Here is a 17,473-nt window from a genome sequence, read left to right as displayed (position 1 = left end):
AAAAACTGGTTTACAAATTGCTGCTACTGCACCTCACTAGAGTGAGAAATGCTGTATCCCAAGAACGTACAGGATTTAGCATCCAATCTATAACTTGCTCTGGAACCCTCCAATCGTTTGGATGTAACTCTGCCAGCTTTTCAGCAACTTCCCACCTTGCTGATGCATCTTGGAAAGAATACAAGAAATTGAACAAGGTTTCGGAAAATTCATCTTGAGTAATAGATCTCATTTCAAATAGAGCAAATAAGGCTTGACAACGTTGTCTCTCATCCCAGTGCTCTCTTGAGATTAGCTTCAATGAGCTCTCTATCTTATCGTCAACAATTCCAACCTTGCCAAGGGAGATGACCGCAATTTCATAACGAAAACCCTTCCCATCTCCATCCAGTTCATATTCATCATCTTCAACTATCTTCTTAAGGACATTCAGAATCTCAGGATTTTCCAAAAAACTTTTACTCTCAAACAGATAAAATATCTCTTCAATAATGTGTTCTTCACAAGAATCAAGCAATTCAATGATTTTTCGAATTATCTTTTGATTGCCAGGATCTTTTTTGTGAACATATCGAATGATTTGAAAGAGAACAAAGTTTGGCTGTCTTTTCTCTAAATCTTGAGTTAGGAAACCAACTCCTCCATCCTCATAATGAGACTCGAGGAAATGTATCAGCGCCATTGTTGCTGCAAAAGAATTTTCATTGTACTTCGCTATTTTTAATAATGCATCTTTAGCTTCAGCGCTTTCAGGTGATATTTTCACCAAATTTGATATCATAATAAGACCTAAAGCTGCATCGTTCTCAGCCTTCTCTGCAAACTCTAAAATTATTTCTTGTGCTCTCTTGTTTTCTGGAGAAACATCTTGGAGTAGATTGGCTTCATGAAGCCTGATGTAGTCTTCATACTTTGAAGCTGTTTTTGTATTTGCCAATTTACTTTCAAGTAGTTTGATCACATCTTCTCGCCTAGCACTTGTCAGCGCTTTAGCAGAATGAAGTCCTTGATAGCAGCTAATAAGATTTTCATTCCAGAAATCTTGATCTTTTCTCCAATGTAGGCCGTGATCTGCCAATTCTAAGATTATTTCTTGTGTTCTAGAAGATGCAAATTCTGATGTGCATGCCGCAGCCAGAAAATAAGCTTTTCGGGAGAAGATATCTCTGCATCCATCATTGAATTCAATCAGGACAGAAATGAAAGATTCTCTTTCGGAAGAGCTGACATCTTTTCTTCCGAACCACAGAGGAATAAGTTCTGCCCACTGTATTTGAAATATTCGATATACACAAGGTTTGCCAGCATGGTGCCTTAGCGGATTGGGGACTTGATTATTGTGATGAAGGAAATAGCCCCAATTTTGAATTGAATATACTGCAAAATATTCCTGAAAGGTAGGATGCCAGAAAGAGTAGGCTTTTTCATAAGGCTTGTCGGCAGTTATACCAATATGATTTAACCAACCAATCCGAGCAGCTTGCCAAAACAAGGAACCTTCTTGTTGGGGATGACCAGGCAAAAAACGTTGGATAAAGCTTTCTCGCAGACGAAATCGTGAGTCATTTTGGTCGATCGCTTCTCGTGCTAGCTCCCCTAGAGCTTGATTTAGTGTTTCTTGCTCATTTGGCAAGATGGGAAACTCTCGCTGTTTCAGCGTATAAAACGCCTCCACAAATTGCCGATAGAGTTCGGCTTTGGTGTCAGGCAGCTCGCCAACCCCCAACTCCCAGGTGTAGCAAAGCAACGATAACCGCAAAGGGTTCTTGACCGAGTCGCAAATCCGCTCCTTACCCGGTTGTTCCAGTTCTTCTTTCAGTGCTTGGCCCAAAGCCGGACAAGCCCCCTCGCGCTGGAAAAACTGATCGATAAATTGCTCAACCTGATCGGGATAGTCGAAAGCCAGACTGCGATAAACATCAAAGCCAGGAAGGGCGGCACTTTCCCATACATTCAGCCGACAGGTCAGCACCACCCGCACCGATGCCGCCCAGCCTTCCCCAAGCTGTTCGCCAATCCACCGTAGTGCCTGGGGTATGGTCATTTCGTCTACCCCATCCAGCAGCAGACACACCTGCCCTGCCTTTAACAGTTGCTCCAGTGTGGCCTTCCAGTCAGGGGCAGCCGCGTCAGTTGCGCCAGCCGCATCCCGTAACCAGTCTTCCAGCAAATATTCCCGCAGGGGTTTTGCACCTACATTCGCCAGCGAAATCCAGATTGGCACCTGATCGTGCGCCCGTAGCCAATCCCCAATCCTCTGCAACAGCGTGGTTTTGCCTGCTCCCGGTTCACCCGTGATGGCCAACCGCTGACCGTGACTCTTGGGGGTGTTCCCCTCTCGAATCACCTGCTCAAAAAAGTCCTGATGTTGAAACGTTTGTGTGACTTCCTCTTCTGTAGCCCCGTAGAGTTGCGAGCCCTGGTCAGATGATTCGATATCTCGTCGTCTGGGGCGTTTTCGCCGCTCTACCAATCCCAATGGTACAAACAAGTCATCCGGCTTAAACTCAATGCCATCCTTCGCCATCAAAGCGTTCGTACTCAAGCGCTTTTGCCGTTCCAGCAGGTCGTAACACGATCGCTTCATTTGCTCCAGTGAAATTGCCGCGGTCGTCGCTTCAGCGACTTGAGGTTGAGAACTTTGGTGAAACTCTGTTTGCAAGATGGTTTGCAGTTTCTGGGTTTTCGTCCCTTTTCCCGATATCCCAAACTTCGTGTATATCTCTGCCAGTCTTGCTTGAACTGAACTGCCCTCAATGCCCAGTTCCATCCCAACCTTGGTTTGCGTATTCGTCTCGTGTGGCGAGGGAAACTTTTGCAGTAAAGTCTCGGTCTGCTCAGGGGCCAGACATTTGGCAACGGCAATATTTTTGAGAAACGTTTGCCAATCTGAAGACATAGCCAGATTTCCAGAAATGAACGTTTAGGCGGTGTGCGAATCACGATAATGGAGTTGAGCCAGATCGATCGCCCCCTCAAATCCCTGAATGAGTTCAGCAATCACATCAGGTTCTGCCGTCCGAATGCCCACCTCCCGGTTGACATGAGGCACGTTCAAACTCAGTACATTAGAACTCAACACATTATGATTGCCCACAAACGCAAATTGCTGGTCACAGACCCAAAACTTTTCATGGGTGCCCAACAGCTTGAGCGTTAGTAAATCGGGATAGTGTTTCCGCAATTCACACAGCTTGGGCAAAGCATTGTATCGACATCTAGCATTCCCACGGGCATTGATGAACCACGAACCATTCCGAATCTGAATCGTGCTGCCAATGTCGTGTCCGTAACCCCAGCCAATCTCAATCCGGCACTGTTGATCCAGCTTGGCACGGAGGCGCAACAGCAAGTCATCATTCAAACTCTGGCGGGTCAGCCAGGGACAGACAATGATCACCCGTTCTTTGGCCTGGGCTAAAGTTTCGTACAGCAGTGCTCGACTGCCCGATCGCCCCCAAACCAGTTCAGAGGTCGGTCGCGGCTGATTGAGGGCGATCGCTAACGCCTCGATTCCATGATGATCCACCAACGCATTGGCCTGTATCAAAATGTCGCGAATCAATGCCAGAGGGTGAGGGTCAGAAACCGAAGAGGTGAAATTCGAATGGTTCTGCATGGTCTTACCTCCCTACTTCCGCACCCGACGACGCATCGCCGTATGCCAGTACGCCGTCAACACATGCGGAGTCGTGGCTCCCTGCTCACAAACAACGGTCAGCCCTCGCAGCACATCAGTGAATTGAGCATAGGGAGAACGCCGAAGGGTGTGATCGCCCAAGATATAAAGAATGGCCCCTCGATTGTGGTGCTTTTTCCCATACATCAGCGCCACTTCAATCATCGAGTCAGAAATCGCCCGCTGCTGTTGTCGGCGTTGCACATGGTTGCGATCCTTCTTGGGCTGAGCAGCGGTGATGGGGTTGATTTGCCTTCTCCGTCCGTCCGCTTGTACCAGTCGTTTGATTTTCACTTGGGTGTTCATAGGTTGAAATCTTTAAAGGTCTGTGAGCGACTTGCTCAACTGCAACCAGCCTATGAATTTTGAGCGACGGGTATGTCTACCGTAGATAGAAACTAAGTCGAAATTAAGTTGAATGCACGGAACCTGTCCGGTAAGCCCTGTTGAGAGGAGTTCAGGCGTTTTGTGGCGAAGCCGCCATGCTTTTTCGAGCCGATGTTCCGTACTCGGCAAAGGCTCCCATATCGCGCTTATGCAGCTACTCGCCGCTGACGGGCATTGAGGCTTTTTGAAAGCGTCACCACATAACTGCCCTGCGCTGAATTGGAGCGCAGAAAGCCAGGAAACTTTACAGGATGGGGATTTGAACGGAGAGGGAGGGATTCGAACCCTCGGATGGTTTGACCCATCAACAGATTTCGAGTCTGCCGCATTCGACCACTCTGCCACCTCTCCAGGTGTGTGTATTTTACCCCCTGACGGAGAAATCAGGAGTAACTTTCTAGGGCAAGCACCCGATGAAATAAGCTTAGAGCGTGTCATCCATTAATTCCAGAAATCTGGAGCGACCAGCATTTCCACGCCCGCACTCACCAAATAAACTAAGCACTGAAATTCTTACAGGAAAAGCATTCCACCAATAATTGATAACAGCCCTTAGAAAAGGACTTGTCTGCCCTTACTCTGGACATCAGAAACGGCCCTGTGAGATGACTTGCAGGGACGGATTAACCACATCAGCTGAGCAGATGAGGCTGGTGTACTTCGATAACCACAGATTTTGCGCCGGTTTTGAGCAGTTATGGCGACATGGAGCGTTGCTGCTGACCTACAGTAAAATTTTGCTGCTTTGCGCTCTCCTGCTTCGTCCTGTCTAAGCTGAGTGTCAACTGTTCATCAGGGGTTGCCTGAGGCGCTAGGAAATCGCATGTGGGATTACTGCCAGTCTTTGATAGGCCAACTTTATGGCTCAACTTGTACTTTACGTCGACTCCCAGCGGGGGCAAGATCGTCACAGTGGTCGGCAACCGACCCAAGCTTGCAAAACGTTGACTCAAGCCCTGCGTCTGAGGCGGGGCGACACCCTCATCCGCTTGGCGGCGGGAAGGTATGACGCGGCCAATGGTGAACAGTTTCCCTTGAGGATGCCGCCAAATTGCGAAGTGCGGGGCGAATGGGTGAGCGATCGCCCAACGGTTCTGATTGAGGGCAGCGGTCCGTTTCAGCATCCACTATTGGGAGCGCAGTCGATCACCTGTGAGGTAGCTGACGGGGCACGACTCGACTCAGTGGCGATCGCCAATCCTAATCGCCAAGGCATTGGCCTATGTCTCACTGCGGGACATCCCCAATTACACCGGGTGGTGGTGCGTCAGTGTGAGCAATTCGGCATCGTCGCCCTCGATCGCGCTTTGCCCTTGTTGCAAGACTGCCGGTTAGAAGACTGCGGCCAAGCGGGAATCACCTTTTTCACCCAAAGCAAAGGCGAGTTGCAGCGGGTACAGGTGAGGCGCAATCGCATCGGCATTTGGCTCCGCGATGCGGCCGCACCGCTCATTATTGACTGTCGGGTCGAGCGCTGTGACCGGGGGATTGCGATCGCCGATATGGCCCATCCCGTCCTGCGAGACAATCACATTCGCCAAAACCAGACCTATGGCTTGCACCTCACCGGGTTAGGCACCGCGGATTTTGGTCAGGCCGCCGATCCGGGCGGGAATATCGTGCGTGAAAATGGCCAGTTTGATATCTACAACGCTACCCAGCGATCGCTGCTTGCCAGCGGCAATGACCTGATTCCGCCAGGGCTGCAAGGAGAGGTCGCGCTGATTGCCAGCACGCTACCTGACCCGAGTGCGGTACCGCCGAGGCTGCTCGTTCAGCCACCCGACTTTCCGAACGGTGCCTCGGAGACGCCACCACCGCCGCCTGGGGATGAGAGTTCCCCCATTGAGGGGCCGTTAGGTTCCCAACGCTTTCCGGATATGGCAAACCACTGGGCGGGGCCGTTTGTCGATGGATTGGTCGCCACCGGGGCGATCGCGGGCCTGCCCGATGGGACTTTTCGGCCTGATCGGGCCGTCTCGCGGGCCGAGTTTGCCGCCTACATTGCGGCAAGCTTTCCTGACCGTCCACAACGGCGATCGCCCCGCCGATTTAACGATGTGTCAAGCAGTTTTTGGGCTGATGGTGCATTAACTTACGCTTACACCACAGGCTTTCTGAGCGGTTTTCCCGATGGCACCCTACGCCCCAATGTGCTGATTACTCGCACCCAAGCGATGGTCGCGGTGACCAATGGGTTGGCACTTGCGGGGGGGCGGGTTGATGATTTGGGGATTTATCGCGATCGCGCCCAGATTCCGAGCTATGCGGTGGATGCCCTCGCCACGGCCACCCGCCAACGACTCGTGGTGAACTATCCTGACCCGCTGGTGTTGCGCCCGGTCGAAGCGATGACGCGAGCCGAGTTGTCGGCCTTAATTTATCAAGGGCAGGTGGCCCTGGGTTTAGCCGCGCGGATTGAATCCCCATTCATTGTGCGGCCTGATACGACTCAGCCCACCTTTGGTGACATTAGCAACCACTGGGCCGCTGAGTTTATCCACGGTCTTACCGCGCTCAATCTGGTCAGTGGCCTTAGTGACGGTCGCTTTGACCCCGATGGCCCGATGACGCGCGCCCAGTTTGCCACCCTGATTACGAATGCGTTTGCCCCTGCGGCCATTCGACCCAGCATGCTCTTCATCGATGTACCGTCCGATTTTTGGGCAGCGCCAGCTATCCAAACGACCTATCGGGGCGGATTCATGGGGGGCTTTCCTGACCGCACGTTTGCCCCACAAAATCCACTCCTACGAGTGCAAATTTGGGTCGCCCTTGTCAACGGTTTATATGGCCCTGAAACGATCGCCCCAACCGCCGCCATGATGCAATTCCCAGATAGCGATCAAGTGCCCCAATATGCTCGCTCACAAACGGCGATCGCTTTGAGCAAGCAGTTCATCACGGCTGCTCCAAACGATCCACGCCTGCGGCCTAACCAAGTCGCCACACGAGCTGAGACTTGCGTCGCCATTTATCAAGCCTTAGTCGATCAGCAACGGGTGCCGCCGATCGCGTCGAGCTATCTGTTGGCGCTACCCTCAAGTCGGGCTTAGCCCATGGCGTTGAGGCAAACCCAAGCACCAGCCGTGGCGAAGGCAAGAATACCGACGCCCACCGCCCAGATCGGCATTTTATGTTCTACCGCTGGGGGATGCGATCGCCGCCGCAAAACGCTGTAGATATCGGGTGCGCCCAATAAGAAGAAAATGACGGCAACACCACTGGCGTTTTCTTTTTCATCTTCTTGATTGAGGTAAAGCTGATGTGTAGTCATGGCCCGTATTCCTCAGTGAGTATCGACAAAGCTTGGCTAGATTAGGTCACCGAGTCCAGCCTCAAACCCCTTTTCAATGCCCCACGATTCTTTCAAAATCTCGCGAAACGCGGTGGATTGATACAGCATGGCCTCACGCAGTTGCACGAGGAGGGCTTGAGCATCTTCACGAGACAGTTGCTGTACCTGCTGCTCAAAGACCTGAAGCTCAAACTGCTGCTCAAGGGGAAGCTCTTGCCGAAATTGCATGGTGCGACCTCTGTCGATGCTTTACAAACATTAACTTAACATTTGTTCATTAAGATTGACAAAGTTGCTTTCCTCCTCTTCTAGATCATACCTCTCCCCAGCCTTTGTGCATCCGTCGCATTACCGGGCTGTAAGCTTTGAAATATGCCACCGAACCAACCTGCCGCAGGGCTGACTTGAGGGGCGTGTCGGCCCCCATGCAGCGCTGACACACGGGATGGTTGACCTGTAGGCGCTCAAAGCCTTGCCGGAGCTGGCACGCCGGGCGATCAGTCAGAATGTCGGCCAGTGGCTGCTCGGTCACGCGCCCGAGGGGAATCTGTCCCTCAAAGTCTTTGCAGCAGGGCACCACTGTGCCGTCATACAGCACGCCGGCTTGTTGACTGGCCCCATTGCAGTAGCCCCATTGTGCGGGCGTCACGGTTCCCGCTTCCACATTGCCCCAACTGTCGAGGGGGAAGGTCTCTAGCACCAGTTTTGGATGGAGAGGAATCAACTGCCAGCGTCCCGTGCGTAACCGCTGGAGGTGGCGATGAATAGCGTCCCAATCGACCTCGCTTGCGGGCAGAGCGCTGAGCAACCGTTCGGCCCAGGTCATGAGCTCATCCACCATTTGGGTTTTGCCTGCCACAATATCCAGAGGTTTGTGGGGCACGAGGAAGGGATGCGGCGTGGTGTCTAAAAATTTGATGTGGACGCGGGTCGGCGAGGTGGTAGATCGCAAATTGGCCTGCACGTAATTGACGATGCCTTCAAAATAAGCGTCTGACGCGAGTCGCGGTGGAGCCCCCCGCAGTTGAAAAGTGTGGGGGTCAGGTGTTTGCAGGGAAATGGTGACTTTGGGCACCCGCGATCGCACCAGCTGCTCAATCTGCTCGGGAAACAGATGGAAAGTGCTGCCATTGGTCGTTAGATGCAGTTGAAGCGATTTCGTCACCGCACTGTGAATGCCCTCAAAAATGTGGGGATAGATGAAAGGTTCCCCCATTAAATGAAAGGTGATGATGCGGGCGAGTTGCTGCTCGGCGACCTCCGTTAGCACCTTTTCCAACAGCTCAAAAGACATATGGCCTCGCCGCCTCGCCATGATGGCGTCGGGGCAAAACTCACATTTGAAGTTGCACACGTTCGTGACTTCAATATGCAGGCGATCAAGTTGACGCATAAATTGGCTTCTACCAGTGACAGCTGTTGCCCGACTCTTTCGCGATCGCGGGCATCCCGACGTGGCAATTCTAGGCGACGAGTCCTGATCCCCCAACCTTTTGCCCTGCGACTACCGAACGCAAAGGGCAATTCCCAAACTCAGTATGCCGTCATCCAAAACAGTCAGGAGCTTGGGATGACCGGAACAAAATAACGTTCAGGACTGGTGAAATAAACAGTAGCCTTAAGGGAGAGAGGGGCCGCAGGCGATGAGGTTGTCCAATCGTGACAACTGCCGACGGGTCATCTCAATCAGGATTTACAGCACAGGCAGGTTAGTCATGGATGCGTCCAATTCACCCAATAAGTCGGGCTGGGTATTAGCCGTTGCTACCCCCATTGCCATCATCGGCACCCTCGCCATCAACACCCTGTCGAACTTTTACCCGCCGGGTGGGCAAAATGTCGGCGAAATCGCCAACACGACCTTGTCAGGCGTGCTGATCACCCCCGCTAACTACGCCTTTGCCATTTGGGGGGTGATTTATCTCGGGTTGATTGCCTATGGGGTTTATCAGATCAAACCGGCACGGCAGGGTGATCCGATTATTCGCCCGGTGGATTGGCTGCTGATTATCGCTTGCGTGGCGCAAATCATCTGGATCTTTCTGTTCACGCTGCAATATTTCACCTGGTCCATTTTGGCGATGTTGGGCATTTTGCTGCCGCTGATGGGGGCCTACGGCGTGCTGCGGATGGATCGGGTCGATCGCAAGCGGCGCTGGTTTGCCGTCTATCCTTTCAGCACTTACCTGGCGTGGATCTCGGTAGCGACGATTATCAATGTGGCCTCAGCGCTGTATGACGCGGGCTGGCAGGGTGGCGGCCTCAGCGGTGAATTGTGGACGGTAATTATGATTTTGGTGAGCGCGGTAATCGGCCTTATCGTCATCTTTACCCAGCAAGATATTCCCTTCATGCTGGTGTATGTGTGGGCGTATATCGCGATCGCGGCCCGCCACACCGACACCCCCGCCATTTCATCAATGGCTTATTTAGCGACCTTTATCTTAGTGGCGACACTGATTTTGGTGCGCCTGCGATTGCCGCGTCGCCTCAAAACAGACTGAGTTGCGCATCGGGCGGTTTCACCGAGTCCCAAGGCAGCGTGGGCAGGTCAGGATACGCCCCTTTGAGCGTTTCGTAAAAGTAGCGGGCAAGGGCGGGCGATCGCGCTTCATCAGGACAGTGAATGAACAGATAGACCGTTTGGCCCTGGCGCAACCATTCCACCAGGCGCGGCACCCACTGCAAAATGTAGGGTTCGTTGAAATTTAAATCAGGATGGCTGATGTAGCGCACGAGGGTGAAATCGGCGGTGGTAATGTGCTGTAGCGGCACTTTGGGTTTGCGCCGTTCTGAAGTCAACTGCGGATCGGGCAGGCCATCTTCCTGGCCGTCGTACATGGTGCGCGTGTCGAGCAGCACGCGCCCAACTCCCAGCTGCCGCAGCGTATCGTTCAGCCGATGAGCGTGCAGCTTTTCGAACCAGGCCAAATGACGCACTTCTACCGAAATCGGCGCAACCTCGCGGGGCCACGCGGTCAAAAAGTCCCGCAGATCAGTGAAGCGATCCGGACCATAGCTCGGCGGCAATTGCAAAAACATCGGACCGAGGCGCGGCCCCAACCGCTGCAAGGTTTGGAGAAATGCCAGCGTCTGCTCAAAATGGGGCATCAACGCGCCACTGTGGGAATAGAGGCGGGGAATTTTGGGACAAAAGCGGAAGGTGTCTGGCGTTTGGTCAGCCCAGCGATCAACGGTAGCGGCGTCGGGAATGGAGTAAAACGTGGTGTTGCCTTCGACGGTGGTGAAGCGATCGCCATACAGCCGCAAAAAGTCCCCGGATTTGGCTCCAGCGGGATAAAAGTCGCCCACCCATGCTTTAAACGCCCACACGGCGCAACCGAGATAAAACACCCTATCCTCCGCACCACCGACCCAAGAGGCTGACTGATCGAATCTCCTCGGTAGCGTAACGAATCTTGGGTATGGAGTCACGCCGCCGGGCCAGTCAACAGCATGAGCGATCGCTGCTCGCCCGTAAAGCAATGCCGTGGCGATCGCTTCTTAACGGCGATCGCCACGGCATAACCAGTTCATTACTAAGGAATTGGAATTAAATTAAGTGTGAACAGCCGTCTCGGCTGTTCAAGAGCAGGCAAGATGCCTGCCCGACAAAACTTGGATTTTATAAAATCCTGATTCCTTAGGGCATTNNNAGTGTGAACAGCCGTCTCGGCTGTTCAAGAGCAGGCAAGATGCCTGCCCGACAAAACTTGGATTTTATAAAATCCTGATTCCTAAGTCAGACTTTAGACTGCTTGAGCAGGCTGCTGATTGACCGGAGCCGCGCTTGCAGCCGAGGCTTCGGCTTCGGAGTCAACGGTGACAAACTCGATGTGGTTCACCAAGGTCGTGACAAACGCAAACAGAAGAAACGGCAAGGACAACACCAGCACCAAGCCCACTGAGACTAGCGCATAGAGCGGTTGACGCGCACCCATGAGCCCCATAGCTGCCGCCAGACTAATGAGCAACACCACCAACCAGGCAATCACTTGCCCGTAAATGTCGCCAAAGGTCAGGGTGCACTTAAAGCGATATCGTTGTAACTTGTCCATAATTTCTCTGAGAGATAGCGAAGTTACTTAACAGGATATCGGCCCCCTTTTGGAATGCAGTATTTCTCAATATTTTTGAAAATAACGCAGCAAACAGTTACATCTATTGACGCTATTTTGCAGCGAGGACTCTGTGGCTAAATCGGTGAACCGAGATCGCCGCCCCCGCCAACGGCGCTCAACCGACCGGTCCCCCGGGGGAGCGTATCAATATTTGATTTTCTACAAGCCCTACGATGTATTGAGCCAATTTACCGATAGCGACGGCGATCGCGCCACGCTCAAAGACTTCATTCCCGTAAGCGATGTGTACCCGGTTGGGCGGTTAGATCGTGATAGCGAAGGGCTCTTGCTGCTGACGAATCATGGTCAGTTGCAACATCGCTTGAGTACACCCAAGTATGGTCATCCGCGCACGTACTGGGTGCAGGTGGAGCGTATTCCGGATGAAGCGGCGATCGCGCAACTGTGTCAGGGGGTGATGATTCAAGGTCAGCGCACCCGTCCAGCCCAAGTTCGATTGTTGCCTGAAGCGCCGTCACTGCCGCCGCGCGAGCCGCCTATTCGTTACCGTAAATCGGTGCCCACCGCATGGCTTGAGATGACCCTCACCGAAGGCCGCAATCGCCAGGTGCGCCGCATGACCGCCGCCGTGGCCCATCCCACTCTGCGGCTGGTGCGATGGGCCATCGGTAGCCAGACCCTGGCTGGACTCACCCCGGGGGATTGGCGATCGCTGACTCCGGCCGAAGTGCAACAGCTCTTAGCCGAAAATGCCCTGGCGACGAATTAAGCCCAGATAACTGGCTCCATTCCTTCAGCCGGATTTCCGGAAGGGCGATCGCCTCATTTGAACAGGTTGAATATAAAACGATTCAGTTTTTGCGCTCTGGTCGGGCATTCTAAGGACACGGGACGGCTGAATTTGTGTGAATCCACTCATTTAGAATTCTTCCGGTAAGCTAGGGTGATACAGCTTTGCCCAATGCTTCGCCACATAGCAGTTTAGGTCGCTGGCCATGTTTGTCTGTCCGCACTGCCAATCTGAGAATCCCCTTCAAAATCGGTTTTGCCAGCAATGCGGCAAAGCGCTCAGGGAGTTGCAGGCCATTGTCATGCCCATTGCCCCGCCTCGCGAGACGGCCCCTTCAGAAGCCGTCTCCACTCACTCCAAAACGGCGGTTTCGCCATCAGCGACGGCTGTCGCAACGGTTGCCACACTCTTCACACCCCAAAATCGCCTCAAAGACCAAGAGCGCTATCAGCTCAGACAACCAACCGATGCCGATAAACCGCTCAACGCTGACGTCACTATTTTGAGCATTTTGGACTGTGAGCCAGCCGCCGATTCACCGCTGGTAGAGTTTTTAGAAAATGCTCCCGATGATCTCGATCAGGCTGCGATCGATGAGCTGATTCCACCTCTGGCCTTTCCCTATTGGGAGCTGCAAGAGTCGCTGTATCCCGTCGTGCCAGAACTGCAAGCAGCCTGGCAAATTGAGAACTACGCCATCACCGTGATCGAAGATCGCACCAGTTGGCGCACCTTAACAGATCTCGCCAGTGCGGGGGTGGTGGAACCCTTAGAGCTGGTGCACTGGTTGTATGAAATCATCGCGTTGTGGATGACCCTGTCGCCCTTTGCCGCGGAAACCAGTGTTTTGGCACCAGACAATCTGCGGGTGGATGATGACCAAGTCGTGTGCCTCCAGCGGTTGATTTTCAACCCTGACGAGACGCCCCCTTCCCTAGAGACGCTGGGGCAATTGTGGCAAACCTGGCTAACACAATCGTCGTTACCGCAGCTCGAGCCGTTAGAGGATCTCGTGACGGATTTGGTGGCGGGTCTGTTAGATGACCCCACAACCGTCCAAACTCGTCTTATCGAAATTGCCGATCGCTTATCAGAGCCGACCTCAGCAGCGGAGCCAGCTGTGGAAACCGCGCCCTCGACAACGACGACCTTGCCGCTAGCGGCGACTGATACCCCTGGGGAAACGGTGGCGGCATTATCGATAGAAGAGATTGCCGCTGAGGCCAAGGCCTCAGCAGCCGACTCGCCCCTGCTATTGGTCGAAGACCTCTTGTTGGGAGCGGAGTTGGACGATGCGGCAAACAGCTCACCGGAAGCCGAGTCGGCGAGCGAAGAGGGTGGACTGGGCGATTTGCCAACCATGGCCCTGCCGATGAAGCTGCATCGGCTAGATGACGCTGGACGCACCCACGTTGGGCGGCAACGCGCCCACAACGAAGATTCCTTTTTTGCTCATACCCAGGTTCAACGGCTCAACAGTCCAGCGGGAGCACAGGTCACCGCGCGCGGGTTATATATTTTGTGCGACGGCATGGGGGGACACTCCGGGGGCGAAGTCGCCAGCCAACTCGCGGTTGATTCCCTAAAAGAGTACTTTGCAGAGCATTGGCAAGCTGATTTGCCCGATGAAGAAGTGATTAGAACGGGCATTTTGAACGCGAACCAAGCCATTTTTGACCAGAATGAATCGGAAGAACGAGCGGGAAATGCTCGCATGGGCACCACTTTGGTCATGGTGTTGGTCAATGATCATCAAGTCGCGGTTGCCCATGTGGGAGATAGTCGCCTGTATGGGCTCACCCGCCAAGAGTTAACGCAAATTACCGTCGATCACGAAGTGGGTCAGCGAGAAATCAACCGTGGGGTCGAACCCGCGATCGCCTATGCGCGCCCGGATGCGTACCAACTCACTCAGGCCCTCGGCCCCCGCAGCAATCAAGAAATTGCGCCCACCATTACGTATTTGACGATTAGCCAAGATACGCTGTTTGTCTTGTGTTCAGACGGCCTTAGCGATAACGAACTGCTGGAAAACCATGTCGAGTCCCATCTCAAGCCGCTGATGCGCACCAAAGTGGATTTAGACGACGGGGTAGCAGATCTAATTGATCTGGCGAACGAACATAACGGCCATGACAACATAACGGCCATCGTGGTGCGCCTAAAGCTACGCCCCAATCTCAATGCTATAGCTGACTCGGAATAAAGCAGGGCTGGAAAAGAGCGACGCTGCTTACCCCAAGCCCGTAGAGGTTTCGAGCCACTAGCGCTCCAGGACGGCCAAGATGGCCATCCAACAAGAGTGCTCACTGCGGTGGCGATATCAGCGCTATTTCGCCAGGGGCTGAGAGGGAGCGGCTGACTTGGGGGATGCCAGTCGCGGCGCGATCGCCTGGAAAGTCAAAGATCCGGCAATCATCGCGACTAGAAAAATAAAGGGATTGGCAATGCCCAGCACCGTCGCCGTAATCGCTGGCCCAGGACAATAGCCTGCAATCCCCCAGCCGATGCCAAACAGGCCCGCCCCGACCAGCAATAGGCGATCGATATCGTTGCGGGTCGGCAAATAAAACTTGCTGCTAAAAATTGGATGGGGTCGCCGCAAGATAAAGCGAAAGCTAATCAGCGTGACCAGCACAGCACCGCCCATCACAAAAGCCAGGGTCGGGTCCCAATTGCCCGCAATGTCCAAAAATCCGAGCACCCGTTCGCGATCGATCATCTGGGAAATGCCGAGGCCCAGGCCAAACAATAAGCCGGCAATGAGGGCTAAACCTTTTTCTCGCATGGTGATTGGCTCCTGAAATGAGTGGATTGAGTGAAGTCAGTGAGAGATGTGAGCAGCGATCGCACTAAAGACCGATAACGTGACGGGTGATAAAGACGGTGATCGCCGCTGTGACCATAAACGTGATGACGGCCGCCAGAGATCGCCCCGACAGGCGTCCTAACCCACAGACGCCATGACCACTGGTGCAGCCATTGCCCATGCGAGTACCAAACCCGACGATAAAGCCGCCAATCACCATCGCCCAAGGCGCAAAGGTAGACGTCGGGGTCGGCTGTGGGGCCAAGACGTATTCATACAAAGCGCCACCCCCCAACATGCCACCCAAAAACCACCAGCGCCACTGTTCAGCCCGAGCAAAGGTCAGTGCCCCATTGACCATGCCGCTAATGCCCGCAATGCGACCGTTAAAGGCCAGTAAGACAGTGGCGCTGATGCCAATTAAGATGCCGCCCACCAGTCCTGCAATCCAGCTTGCTTCCATGACATCATCCATCCAATAAACGCTTTACAACTATACAGTAATACCTTGCTGATGGAGATCGCGTTTAAGTGCGGATCCCCGCTCTCCATCTGGCCATGGCTGACGGTATCAGTCAGTTGTTTTGTGAGATTTCGTCTTATTTTTGGTTGCCACCAGCGGCAAGCCGCCATGATAGGGAACGGTAGCGTACTGTTACAGACCACATTTTCATGACCCAGGCCAATTTTATTCGTCCTCATCGCTGGTGGGAAACTGGCGTCATCTATCAGATCTATCCGTTGACGTTTGCCGACGGTGACGGGGATGGCACGGGAGATTTACGCGGCATCATTCAGCGCCTGGACTACCTGAATGACGGCGACCCCAAAAGTCGCTCAGCCTTGGGGGTCGACGCCATCTGGTTATCGCCCATCAACAAATCGCCCATGATCGACAATGGCTATGACATTGTTGATTATCAAGATATTTGTCCCACCTTTGGCACGCTAGCAGACTTTGATGAGTTGCTCGCCAAAGCCCACGATCGCGGCATCAAAATCATTCTCGATCTCGTGGTCAACCACACCTCGAATCAGCATCCCTGGTTTGTGGAATCTTGCGGTGGTCAAGATAATCCCAAGGCTGACTGGTATCTGTGGCAGACGCCGTTTGAGGGCCGCGATCGCCCCAACAACTGGCAGTCTTACTTTGGGGGCAGCGGGTGGACCTACTGCGAGCAGCGCGAGCAGTTTTACTTTCATACCTTCAATTCCAACCAGCCCGATCTCAATTGGCAGAATCCCGACGTCCGCACGGCTGTTTACAACATTGTGCGGTTTTGGCTCGATCGCGGTGTGGATGGGTTTCGTCTCGATGCGTCTAGCGTTTACAGCAAAGATCCCTACTTTCGCGACAATCCCCTCAAATACGGTGCCACGGACAAAAACGATTACAACAACTACCATCACCTCTACGACAAAAATCTGCCGGATAATCACCAAATCATCCGCGAGCTCCGCGCCATTTTGGAAACCTACGACAATCGCGTCCTGATTGGCGAAACCTTTATCGACAACCGTCTTTACGATTCCGTGATTTTCCATGGCGTCCATAATGACGAATTGCACCTGCCCATTACCTTCGAGTTTCCTTTTAGTCCCTGGTATCCCGGCTATTTGCAACGGGAAATTGAGAAACAAGAAAAGGTCACTTCGCCTGATGCCTGGCCCTGCTATTTCTTGGATAACCACGACATTCCCCGGCATTTGTCGCGCTGGGTAGAGTGCAGCCTCTGTGTCGATTCTCAAGCGATCGCCAAGGCCGCCGCGACCTTGCTGCTGACCATTCGGGGCACGCCGCTGCTCTACTACGGCCAAGAGTTGGGCATGGTGGACAATACGGACATTCCTGAAGAGCGGCTGCAAGACCATGCGGTGATCAAAAGCGAGACGGGTGAGACGCCGCCGCCCCGCGACGGGGCTCGCACCCCCATGCAGTGGGATGACTCACCCCAGGCTGGGTTTAGCTTTGGTAAAAGCGTTGAACCCTGGCTGCCGGTGCACGCCAACTATCCCGAAGTGAATGTGCAGACCGAACTGGCTGACCCAGATTCCATCCTGAATTTTTATCGACGCCTGCTGCAAGTGCGGCAACACAGTTCGGCTCTACAAGCTGGCCGCTGGCGTCCCCTGATTCACTATCCCCACGAGCATCTGGCTTACCTGCGAGAAGCGGAGACTGAAACGGTGCTAGTGGCCATCAACTTTGCCTATGAGCAGCCGTTTACCCTCGACGCGCCCCTCAATCGCGCTGGCTGGCATGTCTTGATGTCTACCGACTATGAAACTGGCAAAGTCATGGCACTGCCTGAGCACCTGCAAGCCTTTGAAGTCAGTCTCTGGCAACAGCATCACGAATGAGCCTCTGACGTCCACCGATGCCGCATGAGTGCAGCATAGAACGGCGATCGCACCCGGCTCTCTAACG

At 53.5% G+C, this 17,473-nt stretch carries 15 protein-coding genes and 1 tRNA gene; 5 read left to right on the top strand and 11 right to left on the bottom strand.

Features of this window, described 5'->3' with window-relative positions; all coding sequences use genetic code 11:
- Positions 1–10 precede the first annotated feature (10 nt).
- The 4 genes from DYY88_RS17995 to DYY88_RS17980 all read right to left on the bottom strand — a co-directional run bounded on the left by DYY88_RS17995 (position 11) and on the right by DYY88_RS17980 (position 4,417).
- The gene (locus tag DYY88_RS17995) at positions 11–2,899 is read right to left on the bottom strand and encodes an NACHT domain-containing protein (RefSeq protein WP_052288653.1); all 2,889 of its coding nucleotides are present in this window, start codon (positions 2,897–2,899) and stop codon (positions 11–13) included.
- Positions 2,900–2,923: 24 nt separating this feature from the next.
- Positions 2,924–3,619, bottom strand: coding sequence for a phospholipase D-like domain-containing protein (locus DYY88_RS17990; RefSeq protein ID WP_039729000.1), 696 nt, complete (start codon positions 3,617–3,619; stop codon positions 2,924–2,926).
- Positions 3,620–3,631: 12 nt separating this feature from the next.
- The gene (locus tag DYY88_RS17985) at positions 3,632–3,985 is read right to left on the bottom strand and encodes a hypothetical protein (RefSeq protein ID WP_039729001.1); all 354 of its coding nucleotides are present in this window, start codon (positions 3,983–3,985) and stop codon (positions 3,632–3,634) included.
- A 345-nt stretch (positions 3,986–4,330) separates the two neighbouring features.
- A tRNA-Ser gene (locus DYY88_RS17980) sits at positions 4,331–4,417 on the bottom strand.
- Positions 4,418–4,926: 509 nt separating this feature from the next.
- Between DYY88_RS17980 and DYY88_RS17975 the strand changes: the two genes are divergently transcribed.
- Positions 4,927–7,122: an S-layer homology domain-containing protein gene (locus tag DYY88_RS17975; RefSeq protein ID WP_039729004.1), complete on the top strand. Its 2,196-nt coding sequence runs from the start codon at positions 4,927–4,929 to the stop codon at positions 7,120–7,122.
- On the opposite strand, the gene DYY88_RS17970 is transcribed toward DYY88_RS17975, so the two are convergent.
- From DYY88_RS17970 to DYY88_RS17960, 3 genes are all read right to left on the bottom strand, one after another.
- Positions 7,119–7,343, bottom strand: a complete 225-nt coding sequence (locus tag DYY88_RS17970; protein WP_039729006.1) for a hypothetical protein — start codon at positions 7,341–7,343, stop codon at positions 7,119–7,121. The genes DYY88_RS17975 and DYY88_RS17970 overlap by 4 nt on opposite strands.
- Positions 7,344–7,379: 36 nt before the next feature.
- Positions 7,380–7,592, bottom strand: coding sequence for an NblA/ycf18 family protein (locus DYY88_RS17965; protein ID WP_039729008.1), 213 nt, complete (start codon positions 7,590–7,592; stop codon positions 7,380–7,382).
- Between the two features lie 85 nt (positions 7,593–7,677).
- Positions 7,678–8,757 carry a radical SAM/SPASM domain-containing protein gene (locus DYY88_RS17960; protein WP_039729011.1) on the bottom strand — a complete coding sequence of 360 codons (1,080 nt, stop codon included), beginning with the start codon at positions 8,755–8,757 and terminating at the stop codon, positions 7,678–7,680.
- Positions 8,758–9,079: 322 nt separating this feature from the next.
- Here DYY88_RS17960 and DYY88_RS17955 point away from each other — a divergent pair, with 322 nt between their 5' ends.
- On the top strand, positions 9,080–9,868 hold the full coding sequence (locus tag DYY88_RS17955; RefSeq protein ID WP_039729012.1) for a TspO-related membrane protein: 789 nt from the start codon (positions 9,080–9,082) through the stop codon (positions 9,866–9,868).
- On the opposite strand, the gene DYY88_RS17950 is transcribed toward DYY88_RS17955, so the two are convergent.
- A complete protein-coding gene (locus DYY88_RS17950; RefSeq protein ID WP_039729014.1) occupies positions 9,855–10,718 on the bottom strand; it encodes a DUF72 domain-containing protein in 864 nt (287 codons plus the stop codon). The two genes, DYY88_RS17955 and DYY88_RS17950, sit on opposite strands and share 14 nt — an antisense overlap.
- Before the next feature lie 395 nt (positions 10,719–11,113).
- Positions 11,114–11,422, bottom strand: a complete 309-nt coding sequence (locus tag DYY88_RS17945; protein WP_039729016.1) for a hypothetical protein — start codon at positions 11,420–11,422, stop codon at positions 11,114–11,116.
- A 133-nt stretch (positions 11,423–11,555) separates the two neighbouring features.
- Here DYY88_RS17945 and DYY88_RS17940 point away from each other — a divergent pair, with 133 nt between their 5' ends.
- Both DYY88_RS17940 and DYY88_RS17935 read left to right on the top strand, forming a co-directional pair.
- On the top strand, positions 11,556–12,215 hold the full coding sequence (locus tag DYY88_RS17940; RefSeq protein ID WP_367889307.1) for a pseudouridine synthase: 660 nt from the start codon (positions 11,556–11,558) through the stop codon (positions 12,213–12,215).
- A gap of 322 nt (positions 12,216–12,537) precedes the next feature.
- The gene (locus DYY88_RS17935) at positions 12,538–14,442 is read left to right on the top strand and encodes a serine/threonine phosphatase (RefSeq protein ID WP_084607267.1); all 1,905 of its coding nucleotides are present in this window, start codon (positions 12,538–12,540) and stop codon (positions 14,440–14,442) included.
- A 123-nt stretch (positions 14,443–14,565) separates the two neighbouring features.
- Here the strand turns inward: DYY88_RS17935 and DYY88_RS17930 are convergent, their stop codons facing one another.
- Positions 14,566–15,024: a DUF6691 family protein gene (locus DYY88_RS17930; RefSeq protein ID WP_039729019.1), complete on the bottom strand. Its 459-nt coding sequence runs from the start codon at positions 15,022–15,024 to the stop codon at positions 14,566–14,568.
- 64 nt (positions 15,025–15,088) lie between these two features.
- A complete protein-coding gene (locus DYY88_RS17925) occupies positions 15,089–15,508 on the bottom strand; it encodes a YeeE/YedE family protein (protein ID WP_039730447.1) in 420 nt (139 codons plus the stop codon).
- Positions 15,509–15,717: 209 nt separating this feature from the next.
- On the opposite strand from DYY88_RS17925, the gene DYY88_RS17920 reads away from it, so the two are divergent.
- Positions 15,718–17,406 carry a glycoside hydrolase family 13 protein gene (locus DYY88_RS17920; protein ID WP_039729020.1) on the top strand — a complete coding sequence of 563 codons (1,689 nt, stop codon included), beginning with the start codon at positions 15,718–15,720 and terminating at the stop codon, positions 17,404–17,406.
- The last annotated feature ends 67 nt before the right edge of the window (positions 17,407–17,473 follow it).

Source organism: Leptolyngbya iicbica LK, from assembly GCF_004212215.1.
GTDB classification, from domain to species: domain Bacteria; phylum Cyanobacteriota; class Cyanobacteriia; order Phormidesmidales; family Phormidesmidaceae; genus Halomicronema; species Halomicronema iicbica.
This window is presented reverse-complemented; position numbering and strand designations above follow the sequence as displayed.